The following is a 12195-nucleotide window of genomic DNA, read 5'->3' as shown; positions in this document are numbered from 1 at the left end:
TATGAATCAAGTAACTACTATGGACTATGACTTGAAAAAGCGAAAAATTTCCGAGCATTTTGCTAGAATTATAGAAGAACTTGGCTTAGATTTAGATGATCCTTCGATAAAAGATACGCCGGAAAGAGTAGCGAAAATGCTGGTAAATGAAACATGTAATGGATTATTTACAGAACCGCCAATTATTACAACCTTTCCAATAGATAAAAATACATCAAGGGATCTAGTTGTAATAGAAAATATTCCTTTTAACTCTTTATGCGAACACCATTTCCAACCTTTTGTTGGAACGGCCACTATCGCCTATCTTCCTAATGATAGGGTCATGGGACTTTCCAAAGGAGCTAGAGTATTAGATTATTTCGCATCCCGACCGCAAATCCAAGAACGACTCACAAATGAAGTTGCTGCGTATTTATATGAACAACTGAATGCTAAAGGTGTATTTGTAATCATGAAAGCGGAACATTTCTGTATGAAAGTCCGCGGAGTAAAAAAACACCAATCCACTACAATAACAACCGCAAGTCTCGGAGAAATTGATAAGAAAGAGGTACTCGCATCAATCCAACTTGCTAGTAGTAAATAATTTTTATTAAGCGGAAACCCTGGAAGGAGATTACTTTTTTCAGGGTTTTTTATCTAAAAACAATGCCAATAAAATCCTAGCTAAAATTTTATACGTCTTTACAATTCTGTCGGATTCCACAGAACCATCCCGCAGCTTATCGAATATTACCGTTTTTTCTGTGACATCGGTCACATTGAGCCCGTGAAAGTGACCTTAATTCTGTTTTTACTCATACATCGGTCACATTGAGCCCATGAATGTGACCTTAATTCTGTTTTTTCTCATACATCGGTCACATTGAGCCCATGAATGTGACCTTAATTCTGTTTTTACTCTTACATCGGTCACATTCCGCCTATGAATGTGACCTTAATTCTGATTTTACTCTTACATCGGTCACATTGATCCCATGAATGTGACCTTAATTCTGTTTTTTCTCATACATCGGTCACATTGATCCCATGAATGTGACCTTAATTCTGATTTTACTCTTACATCGGTCACATTCCGCCTATGAATGTGACCTTAACTCTGTTTTTTCTGTGACATCGGTCACATTCCGCCTATGAATGTGACCTTAATTCTGATTTTACTCATACATCGGTCACATTCCCCCTATGAATGTGACCTTAATTCTGTTTTTATTCTTACATCGGTCACATTGAGCCCATGAATGTGACCTTAATCCTGTTTTTACTCATACATCGGTCACATTGAGCTGATGAATGTGACCTTAATTCTGATTTTATTCATACATCGGTCACATTCAACCCCTTCCTTTATGCTTTTTTGAAGGTTATCGTCAACATTTAACAAATTTTATACGTTAAACGCATATCAAGCTAAATAATTCGAAATACAACACTTAACTTGTAAAACAAGTAAGTAATTCCGTTTTTGCTCAATTCCTTGGTGCATCAATTTTTCTAAAACGGCCGCTTCGAATATAGCCATTTATATCATCAGCACCGTACAAAATGCACCCACATGTAAGAAAAACCAGAGAAAGTCTCATGGCTACTAAAACAAAATGGTATTTGGCATGCCTTTACTTAATTGTAATAAAAAATATCAAAAACTAGAACTTGATTGGTATGAGGCGGTATTTGATGATAAAAAAAAGCACTGGTATTGATTTAAAAATTAGAATATTCTCAATAGTATAAAGAGGTAAACAAGAACCAAGTTTGCGTTATGAATCATATATGGGAGGAGAGTTTTTCTTTGGCAATAAAAAAATTATCCTTACTTCCGGCGGGGCGGTGTCTAGTTGATGGTACTATCCTTGATACACGTATGGAGCATGGGAGGTTAACAGTAAGTTTACCGGTTTGGGTTTATCTGATTGAAACAACGGATGGACCGATTCTTATCGATACCGGAATGCCAGAATCATGTGTGCAAGATCCATTGGGGTTATTCGGCGGAATGAGTGATGGGTCTATCGCTCCACAAATGAAGGAAGAGGACACTATTCTAAACATTTTGCATTGCCAAGGGTATCAACTTAATGATTTAGCATGTCTAATCAGTTCTCATTTGCATTTTGACCATGCTGGAGGAAATGCTATGTTTCCAAATACGGAAATTTATCTTCAGCGTGCTGAATTTGATGCAGCTATGAAAAAGCAGGGATATCCCGAAGTTTGTAAGAGACTTGGACTAAATTATAAGTGGGGAGATGGCGATAAGGAATTAGTACCAGGGTTACAATTATTAGCCACTCCTGGTCATAGCCCAGGCCACCAATCAGTTCTGGTTCAGACAAAGGAATCTGGGAATATTCTTTTAACAATTGATGCTGCTTACACAAGAAGTAATTATGAATACAATGTCCCGTTTGCAATACATAATGCCGAGGATACAATTAACTCGATTACCAAGTTAAAAGAAATTGCAAAAAGTGAAAAGGTGAACGTGTTTTACGGTCATGATGTAGAACAGGAAAAAGAATGGTCTGACCAGTTAATAAATGAAAAGAGGTAACTGTATGACAGCTTTTCCAATTGATAATGTTAGAGAATTATTTCCTGCATTGAAAAGAACTTATAATGGAATGTCTGCAGTCTATTTGGATGGACCCGGTGGATCACAAGTAGTAAAAACCGCAATCGAAGCAATGGTAACTTACATGTCAAATGGGGGAGCTAATCTGCATGGCCAATTTCCATCGAGTAGGGAAACCGAGGATCATATCGCTCAAGCAAGACGTATTGTTGCCGATCTTGTTGGGGCCGAGGAGGATGAAGTGGCTTTTGGTCAGAATTCGACCTCACTTGCTTTCTCGATTTCCCGTGCTTTAAGCAAACAGTGGCAGGAAGAGGATGAAATAGTTGTAACGTAAATTGATCATCGTGCCAATGTGGATCCATGGTTAACGGCAGCTCGCGATAATAATCTTAACGCTCGCTGGCTGAAGGTGGACACAGAAACTCTATCTTTGGATTTAACAGACTTGGAAGAAACAATTAATGAAAAAACGAAACTCGTCGCAGTTACATTAGCATCTAATGCTGTTGGCACGATTACCGACATTCAAAAAATTTCAAAACGAGCAAAGGAAGTTGGTGCAATACTTGCGGTGGATGCGGTTCACGCCGTTCCTCATTTTGCTATCGACCGAAATTTGATTGGTGCCGATATTATCCTTTGCTCTGCGTATAAGTTTTTTGGACCACATGTTGGGATTTCCATCATACGTAAAGGCTTATTTGAATCACTTGAACCGTATAAGTTAGTGCCGGCACCTACCAATACACCAGATAAACTGGAAACGGGAACGCAAAACCATGAAGGAATTGCTGCTATCAAACCAGCCATTGAATTTATTGAAAACCTTGGAACAGGTTCGACACGTAGTGAAAGAATTGTAAGTGGGTACAAAGCGATTGAGGATCACGAAAATGAATTAGCGAATAGAATCCGTAATGGTTTATCTGCTATTTCTGAAGTTACACTCTATCAAACTCCACCGAATATACTTAAAACTCCTACGATTGCCTTCCGGGTAGAGGGGGTAATTCCTACTGATTTTTGCCTTAATCTTGCAGAAGAACATGCCATTTTTATCGCAGATGGAGACTTTTATGCTACTACTTTAGCAGATAAGTTAGGTCTTAATGATAAAGGTGGTTGGATCCGCGCTGGACTCGCTCCATATAACACTGTTGAAGAAGCAGAAAAATTGGTTGAAGCTGTGAAACAGGTAGTCAGTCAAGCCGTTAAATTTTAATGATAGATTTTTAAAATCATTTACAGACCTATTAAAGGAGTTTGATAGGTCGGTTTTTATTTTCATCCCAGGAATTTCGATAAATTCCACTAAATTTATACTATATTTTCCAATTGTTGATATAATGGTAATATAGCTTATTTGAAAAAGGTGGAGGGACCAATGGTAAATTTAAGTAAAATTGAATTAACAAAAAAAGGGCAATCTATAAATCTAACAAAAAGTAATACACAATTGATAGGTGAAATTTTAGTAAATCTTAATTGGAATCAACAAACAAAAAAATCCGGGGGAATCCTTTCTACGTTGTTTGGAAAAGGGAATGCTGGTGTCGATTTAGATTTAGGTTGTTTATATGAATTAAAAAATGGGCAAAAGGGATGCGTGCAAGCATTGGGAAATTCATTTGGTTCCTTTCGTAGTTTTCCTTACATAGAACTGGATGGAGATGATCGCACTGGTTCTGTATCTAGTGGAGAAAATTTGCGAATAAACGGAAATATGATTAAAGATATTAAAAGGATTTTAGTTTATTCTTTTATCTATGAAGGTGTAGCGAACTGGTCGCAAGCGGATGGAATCGTAACATTAAAATACCCTTCTGGTCCAGATATTGAGGTAAAACTAGATGAACATCGCAATGGTAAAATTATGTGTGCGATAGCGATGATTGAAAATGTTAATGATGAAACCTTTAAAGTCCAGCGATTGGTGGAATACTTCAATGGTCATCAAGATATGGACCATGCGTATCGTTGGGGTATGAAGTGGGTTGCTGGCAGTAAATAATGATCAAAAAAAGAGGCTTTTCAAGTTAAAGAAGAGAAGAAAAAAGTACGAGGCACTGTTTCAAAAAAACAGTGCCTCGAATTCTCTACTATTTTGCATCCGAAAATAATAGCTATTTAATACCAAGTTTAAGCAGCTTTCTCCAACTCCACCTGCTCTACTTTTTTCTTCTTCTTAATCGGAGATAGACTTCGTTCCAGCCACGCCATAATAAAATCAGCTGCAACTGCCATTACTGCAGTTGGGATAGCGCCAGCAAGAATAATAGGGGCACCATTGGTTACATTCGTTCCACGGACAATGATGTCACCAAGGCCTCCTGCGCCAACAAAGGTTCCAATGGTAGCAATACCGATTGCAATAACTAGTGCATTTCGTAAGCCTGCCATTATAACTGATAATGCAAGGGGAAGCTCTACCATTCTTAATACTTGAAATTTCGTCATTCCCATTGCTTTACCTGATTCTAATAAAAATTGATCCACACTCTGTATTCCAGTATAGGTATTCTTAAGAATTGGCAATAAAGAATAAAGGAATAGGGAGAGGACAACGGTGTTCGTTCCCAATCCCATCACTAGCATAAGCACCGATACCATCGCCAAGGCAGGAATGGTTTGAATAATATTTGCCAGAGACAAGAGCCAAGTACTTAATTTATGATAGCGCGCCATCAAGATTCCTAGTGGAATAGCCACAATAGCAGCAAATAACACTCCATAGGCTGACATTAAAAAGTGGCGGTAAAACTGTTCCCAAACGTAACTTCCGTTTTGCATATAATAGTTTACAATTCCTTGTAGTGTATCCATATCAGCACCTCACTCTCTGCTATTTTTAATGTCATTATAATTAGGATCTAGCTCAACCACCTCGACTAGACTTCTCTATAATCGGAATAAGCTTGTAAACCACTTGAGTAGTTTACTTTAATCACTTGTAATTCGGATACCAACCCAGCGATCGTGCCCGGATTCCTTGAACCACTACCAACATACCCAATTTCCCTTGGCCAGCTAGTTAATGGTCACGAAACACCGACTATTGTTCCCGTTTCCAGTCTGCTACCAGAATTACAATCATAATAGTCATAGAATGCTCCTACGTCACTTACAGGGACAATACTTATAACTACGTAAACCATACGTTAGCTGAGCTTTACATTATTCAAAGTAATGATGCTTCTCCAAAAATTCGTTTGCCACTACAGATGGTTCCTTCATTTTACCATCGCTGTCATAGTTTAATTTTTGCATTTCTTCCGTACTAATTTTTCCAACTAGTTTTTGCAAAACTTTTTTCAGCTCGGGATGTTGCTTTAATACATCATTTCTTGCAACAGGGGAGGCATCGTAAGGAGGGAAGAAATGTTTGTCATCTTCCAATACCTTTAAGTGATAAGCGCTGATTCTTCCGTCTGTTGTATACGCTAAAACGACATCCATTTTCCCGCTTTGAACTGCTTTATACACTAAACCGATTTGCATTGGATAGGTGTGCCCAAATTCAAAACCATATTCCTTTGTGAAGCCTTCATACCCATCACCTTTACGTTTTAACCATGAATTGTCGACACCTAGTCTTAAGTCATGAATCAATGGCTTCAAATCAGATACTTTTTCCAGATGATTTTTTTTAGCAAAATCCTGCGATACAGTAAAAGCATAGGAATTAGCAAATCCATAGGAATCAAACCAAGTTTGATCAAAACGTTTTTGAAATTGATTTTGAACAATTTTTAACGCTTTCTTAGGGTCCTTTACTGGTTCCATTCCTAGTGCCCCTGCTAAATCCGTCCCAGTATAACGAACGGAGGAAATATCTACATTCCCATTCTCCATCGCTTTATGAAGGACAATGGAAGAGCCTAAATTGTTTACGATATCTACTTTTAAACCAGTATAATGTTCAATCATGTATTTTTGCATATATCCTAAAATTTGTGATTCTGTCGTCACCATTGTTCCAATCTTGATGGTCTTATTAGAAGATGCACTCAAGCCTGGTAAGGAGCATCCACTAAATAGCAAGGAGAACGACAAAATCAATCCGATTATCCATTTGCTTTTCTTCATAATTAGCTCCTTCCTAGACAGCTTCTTTTACATTGCGAATTCCTTTAGGGGTAGCCCATTTTTCGATTTTTCCTAGTAGAAAATCGACTAAGAGGGCTAGAATCGTAACAGGAATTGCCCCCGCGATAATAAATTGCGGTTGATATAGATTAAGTCCGCTGAAAATATAATCTCCAAGACCCCCAGCTCCGATAAAAGAGGCAAGAGTGGCCCAGCCAATTAGATAAACAGTGGAAAGACGAATTCCTGCCATGATAACCGGGATCGCTAATGGTATTTCCACATAGCGAACACGTTCCCATCCAGTCATACCCATCCCGCGACCTGCTTCCAGCAGATTTCGTTCAATCCCTTTTACACCAGTATAGGTGTTTCTTAAGATGGGTAGGACTGAATAGAAAAATAAAGCAATAACTGCAGGCTTAACCCCGACTCCCAGAATAGGAATAAAAAAGGCTAATATAGCAAGACTCGGAAAGGTTTGGACAACGCCTGCGATTCCCATGATAATTCCGGCAACTTTTGGTACTCGTGTTAATGCGATCCCAAGCGGAACAGCCACAATGATACCAAAAATGACGGCAATAATAGAGATGTAAAAATGCTGCCAAGTTTTAAATAACATTTCAGACCAATAGCTGTTCAAAAACTGTAGTAAACTATCCATCTAAATTCCTCCTATCCTACATGTTTTTCTTGTTTCTCCGCTTCTACATCCCCCCAAATGGAATCATAAACAATATCGACAAGACTAGCTCTTGTTACGATACCAACAAGACGTTGTTTCTCATCCACGACAGGAACATATTTCATTCCACGTTTTAAGATTTGTCTAATGGATTCTCGAACTAAAGAGTCTTTTTGCACGGCAAATGCTTGTGTATTGAGGATATCCCCAACATTTACGGATTTCTTGCGATTTTGGTCAATCATTTCTACGTCGATAAAACCTTTTAGTACTTGATATCGATCTACTACTAACAGGGAATCGACTCGTTGATCTTTCATTATTTGAATGGCTTCCGATATAGATTTATCCTCTGTAATGGTTATCGGTTTCGGGTTCATTACTTGTTCCACGGTTTGAATATTTGGCCGTGCTTGAAGCAGGCGTTCTTTTCCGATAAATTCTTCCACAAAGGAATCTGCCGGTTCTCGTAATATTTCATCCGGAGTGCCGATTTGCACTAATTGTCCGTCGCGCATAATTACAAGGCGATCGGCTAGTTTTATCGCTTCATCCATATCATGGGTAACAAATACGATAGTTTTTCCTAATGATTGTTGAAGCCTTTTAAATTCATCTTGTAAGGAATCACGTGTGATGGGATCAAGAGCACCAAATGGTTCATCCATTAAAATTAATGGTTGATCTGCTGCTAACGCACGTAATACTCCAATCCGCTGCTGTTGCCCACCGCTTAATTCATGTGGGTAGCGATCTAGATAATCTTCTGTCATATTTACTAGTTTCAGTAGTTCTTTTGCTCGTTCGCGGCGCTTGTCTTCCGGCCATTTTAGTAGTTTTGGAATGAGTGATATGTTTTGTTGAATGGTCATATGAGGAAATAAACCAATTTGTTGAATAACGTAGCCAATTTCCCGTCTTAGTTGAACAGGATCTTTTTCTAAAATATTTTTTCCATTAATATAAATACTGCCGCTGGTAGGTTCGATCAAACGGTTAATCATTTTCATGGTTGTTGTTTTCCCGCAGCCACTTGGACCAATAAATACAATAAACTCACCGGGCTGAAACTCCATATTCAAATCCTTAACCGCTGTTTTTCCTCCTTTATACACCTTTGTAACATGTTCAAATTTAAGCAAATGAAAACACCTCCGAAATTTTATACACTTAATCGATAATATGTTCGGTACTATTTTAGTATAGTGTAAAGTTTGTAAAATATAAAGTTTATAAACTGTATGTATTTTATCGATATCGTGCAAATTTTGGATTGTATAAAGATCTATTATGTTAATTACCCAATTTTTCTAAAAAATACTCCTGTTTCCTACCACATATCGTATTTTAATTTTCGCTAGATGTATGTTACATTGTCATAGTATAATTGGTAGTCGAAAGGAGATTACTACCTGTGGATGAGAAAGCGTTAGAAAAAGTTACTCAAGTAAAAGAACAATATATAGAGAAAATTGCCGATAATATGCGAGCATACGGGGTTTCCTCGACGGTTGGACGGATACTTGGGATTATTTATATGAATCGAAAACCGATGACACTAGATGAACTTTCCAATGAAACTGGCATGAGTAAGACGAGAATGAGCCAAGTGGTTCGTGAAATGGTCGAACTTAATATAGCGGAAAAAGTTTTTGAAAAAGGGGTTCGTAAAGATATTTATGATGTCGAAGATGATTACTACGATACCTTTATCACGATATTTACATCTAATTGGAGAAAAACAATCAATCGAAATAAAATGTTCGAGAAAAAAGTAATCCGAGAGCTAAACGAATTAAAGGAAGGTGAAGAGCTTTCACCTGAAATGGAAGAACAAGTAAATGAATTACTTCTGGAAATGAAAAAGTGGGCAGATTATTATAATTGGTTAACCCGATTAGTTGATTTTTTTGAAAGCAATGAAATCTTTAAATATGTACCGAAAACGTGAGCGTTATAAAACGATAAATGATGGAACAAAAAAAGTAACCCGAAAACTTGGAAGGGGTTACTTTTTTCATGTTCTTATATTTGTAGATGAGTTACCCTTTATTTATCTTAAGAATAATTTTTCCAATATTCTTGTTGTCCTCCATGTGTTGATGGGCTGCTTGCACCATATCTAGAGAGAATGCCTCATCGATTACAGGCATTATTTCTTTTCGTTCGATATAGGGAGCTACTGTTTCCATAAATTCTTGCGTTAGCTGAGCTTTGTACTCATCACTTCTTGGGGTTAGTAAAGTTCCAGTAATTTGAACGCACTTTGACATAAGGCTGAATAAATTCATCTTTTCTACTTCACTTCCTCCCAAGATTCCGATAAGGACCCAACGACCTTCTTGTTTAATACTTGCTAAGTTTTTCTCCCAATAATCGGCGCCAATAAAGTCTAGAATTAAATCTACGCCATTACCATTTGTCGCTTTTAGAACCTCTTCTTCGAAGGACTGTTCCTTGTAATTGATAAGGATATCAGCACCTAATGTACGGCAAAATTCAAGTTTTCTTTTGGATCCAGCAGTAACAATAACCTTAGCGTTACTTAATATTTTTGCTAATTGAATCGCAGCGGTACCAACGCCGCTTGCACCTGCATGGATTAACACGGTTTCTTGCTTTTGCAATTTTCCAATCCAATATAGCGTTTGATAGGCGGTTAGGAACACCTCAGGAATTCCTGTTGCTTCTTCAAATGAAAGCGTATCAGGAATTTTCATCGCACGATCTGCAGGCATGACGGCATATTCAGCATATCCTCCACCATTAACAAGTCCCATTACTCTGTCTCCAATCGAGAAGGTATCATTTCCATTTGTTTCTGCAACAGTGCCTGCGATTTCAACACCTAAGATTGGATTGAGAGCATAACCCGCTTTTCCTTCACGCGTTATAATATCTGTTCGATTTATGGCGGCAGTTTCTACTTTTATTAGTAATTCTCCCTTTTTAGGTTTGGGAGTAGGCATTTCAACTATTTTAAGTTGTTCTGGGCCTCCTGGTTTATCTACAATGACAGCCTTCATTATAACACTTCCTACTAAAAAATTTTTACAGCTTATTCATTTTGAGGTTTATCCAAATATATGTTATGGAATTTTAAGGTTTGTTATTAATCCTAAATAAACATTTCTTGAGAATCAAATAATATGCAATGTAAACATACGTAATACACTTTCTATTTTTGTAGTAAAATAGAGAGGGAAATTTTGAAAAGGGAGTTTTTACTAAATGAAAGTAATCAACAAAATATTCAACCATTATTGGAGCCCATATATCGCGATAGGCATTGCCGGGATTTTAAGTGCTCTTTATTTTGGAATAACCAAAACGGTTTGGGCGGTGACTGGTGAGTTTACCAGATTAGGAGGACATATTTTACAGCTCTTTGGTGTGGATATTTCCGATTGGGCTTACTTCCAACTAATACAAATGCAAGGAACTACATTTAGCCGTACAGATGGCTGGATTGTTTGGGGGATGTTTATTGGAGCACTTATGATGGTTTTATTCAGTAATAGCTTTAAAATTAGAATTCCGAAACAAAAACGGAGATTGATTCAAGGCCTCATAGGCGGTATCATTGCAGGCTTCGGTGCACGGTTAGCCCTCGGCTGTAATCTAGCCGCCTTTTTCACAGGTGTACCACAATTTTCGTTGCATTCTTGGATTTTTATGGTTGCGACAGGAATTGGTACTTTTATTGGTACAAAGATTGTCCAATTAAAATGGTGGAAAGGGAAACCTGTGCTGCTAAAGGGAAATACTGCTGAGATTTTGAAAAAGAAACACCCAATACAGCCGTACATTGGCGGACTTGTTGCTATACTTTATATTGGAATCATTGTGTATTTATTTAGTACAGGAAAAACCATGCTTGGAGTAGCGGCTATTTTTGGAGCAGCTTTTGGTATTTTAATAGAAAGAGGACAAATATGCTTCACCTCTGCTTTTCGTGATTTATGGATCAGCGGCAGAGCAACCATGACGAAGGCAATTTTATTGGGAATGGTGATCAGTTCCGTGGCTACTCTAATCGTTATTATTGCTTATGGCTTAGAGCCTGTAACGAAAATTGCGGCACCAAGCACCTTTATTGGCGGGCTGCTTTTTGGATTGGGAATTGTCTTGGCTAGCGGTTGTGAAACTGGGATGATGTACCGGTTGATGGAAGGACAGGTTCACTATTTGATGGTATTTATCGGGAATGTCTTTGGGGCAACATTGCTTTCCTATGCTTGGGATCATCTTGGAGTTTACAATTATTTGGTAAAAAGCGGAAAACCAATTAATCTTATCACAGTAATGGGACCAGCTTCTGCACTGATCATTACGCTTATTTTACTTGCTCTTTGCTTTATCATCGCAGTCTATTGGCAAAAAAATTATCGTTTCGAAGTAGGCTTTAAGAAAGGGGATCATAATAAACATGTCCATTGATTTTACATTAGATATCAGAGGAGAATCCTGTCCATATCCTGTCATCTATACTTTAGAAACATTAAAAGATATGGAAAAGGGGAAGATTCTTCAAGTCATTACCGACTGTCCGTCATCTTTCAGAAATGTTCCGGAGGAAGTAGTGAAACACGGATACCAAATGGCGCAAGAACCAATGAAAAATGGAAGAGAATATCTTTTTTATATCATCGCTTAATCTAAAGAGCTTTCACAAATCGTGAAGGCTCTTTTTTGCATCCGAAATGATAAAACCAGTGTCTGTATAAGCAGCTATCCGTTAACGAATTTCTGCTTCTCTCTACAATCATTAGGTTTAGCCAATAAACACCTCACTTTATTGCCATTAGCTTTCTGGTGAATCAGTACGTGAAAAATAGAG

At 37.7% G+C, this 12195-nt stretch carries 10 protein-coding genes and 2 pseudogenes; 7 read left to right on the top strand and 5 right to left on the bottom strand.

Annotation, left to right across the window (positions count from 1 at the left end; all coding sequences use genetic code 11):
* Nucleotide 1: 1 nt before the first annotated feature.
* The 4 genes and pseudogenes from folE to CWO92_RS08230 all read left to right on the top strand — a co-directional run.
* On the top strand, nt 2-589 hold the full coding sequence (folE, locus tag CWO92_RS08245; RefSeq protein WP_101353737.1) for a GTP cyclohydrolase I: 588 nt from the start codon (nt 2-4) through the stop codon (nt 587-589).
* Between the two features lie 1206 nt (nt 590-1795).
* Entirely contained in the window at nt 1796-2557 is a 762-nt protein-coding gene (locus CWO92_RS08240; RefSeq protein ID WP_101353736.1) for an N-acyl homoserine lactonase family protein, read from the top strand.
* Nucleotides 2544-3803: pseudogene (locus tag CWO92_RS08235) on the top strand (cysteine desulfurase-like protein). Before CWO92_RS08240 ends, CWO92_RS08235 begins: the two are co-directional and overlap by 14 nt.
* Before the next feature lie 165 nt (nt 3804-3968).
* Nucleotides 3969-4592 (top strand): annotated as a pseudogene (locus CWO92_RS08230) (TerD family protein); the annotation flags it as partial.
* A gap of 128 nt (nt 4593-4720) precedes the next feature.
* Here CWO92_RS08230 and CWO92_RS08225 read toward each other — a convergent pair.
* The 4 genes from CWO92_RS08225 to CWO92_RS08210 all read right to left on the bottom strand — a co-directional run bounded on the left by CWO92_RS08225 (nt 4721) and on the right by CWO92_RS08210 (nt 8497).
* Nucleotides 4721-5404, bottom strand: coding sequence for an ABC transporter permease (locus tag CWO92_RS08225; RefSeq protein WP_101353734.1), 684 nt, complete (start codon nt 5402-5404; stop codon nt 4721-4723).
* A gap of 351 nt (nt 5405-5755) precedes the next feature.
* A complete protein-coding gene (locus CWO92_RS08220) occupies nt 5756-6667 on the bottom strand; it encodes an osmoprotectant ABC transporter substrate-binding protein (RefSeq protein ID WP_101353733.1) in 912 nt (303 codons plus the stop codon).
* A 13-nt stretch (nt 6668-6680) separates the two neighbouring features.
* On the bottom strand, nt 6681-7334 hold the full coding sequence (locus tag CWO92_RS08215; protein WP_101353732.1) for an ABC transporter permease: 654 nt from the start codon (nt 7332-7334) through the stop codon (nt 6681-6683).
* A gap of 11 nt (nt 7335-7345) precedes the next feature.
* On the bottom strand, nt 7346-8497 hold the full coding sequence (locus CWO92_RS08210) for a betaine/proline/choline family ABC transporter ATP-binding protein (RefSeq protein WP_101353731.1): 1152 nt from the start codon (nt 8495-8497) through the stop codon (nt 7346-7348).
* A gap of 272 nt (nt 8498-8769) precedes the next feature.
* Between CWO92_RS08210 and CWO92_RS08205 the strand changes: the two genes are divergently transcribed.
* Nucleotides 8770-9306: a GbsR/MarR family transcriptional regulator gene (locus CWO92_RS08205; RefSeq protein WP_101353730.1), complete on the top strand. Its 537-nt coding sequence runs from the start codon at nt 8770-8772 to the stop codon at nt 9304-9306.
* 91 nt (nt 9307-9397) lie between these two features.
* On the opposite strand, the gene CWO92_RS08200 is transcribed toward CWO92_RS08205, so the two are convergent.
* Nucleotides 9398-10381 (bottom strand): NAD(P)H-quinone oxidoreductase, encoded by a 984-nt coding sequence (locus CWO92_RS08200; protein ID WP_101353729.1) that lies wholly within the window; start codon nt 10379-10381, stop codon nt 9398-9400.
* 205 nt (nt 10382-10586) lie between these two features.
* Here CWO92_RS08200 and yedE point away from each other — a divergent pair, with 205 nt between their 5' ends.
* Both yedE and yedF read left to right on the top strand, forming a co-directional pair.
* The gene (gene yedE, locus CWO92_RS08195) at nt 10587-11795 is read left to right on the top strand and encodes a selenium metabolism membrane protein YedE/FdhT (RefSeq protein ID WP_101353728.1); all 1209 of its coding nucleotides are present in this window, start codon (nt 10587-10589) and stop codon (nt 11793-11795) included.
* Complete coding sequence (gene yedF, locus CWO92_RS08190) at nt 11785-12012, top strand: sulfurtransferase-like selenium metabolism protein YedF (protein WP_101353727.1); 228 nt, start codon at nt 11785-11787, stop codon at nt 12010-12012. Before yedE ends, yedF begins: the two co-directional genes overlap by 11 nt.
* The last annotated feature ends 183 nt before the right edge of the window (nt 12013-12195 follow it).

Source organism: Heyndrickxia camelliae (assembly GCF_002844575.1).
Taxonomy (GTDB): Bacteria; Bacillota; Bacilli; order Bacillales; family Bacillaceae_C; genus Margalitia; species Margalitia camelliae.
Note: the sequence above shows the minus strand (reverse complement) of the source record. Positions and strands in the feature narration are given on the sequence as shown.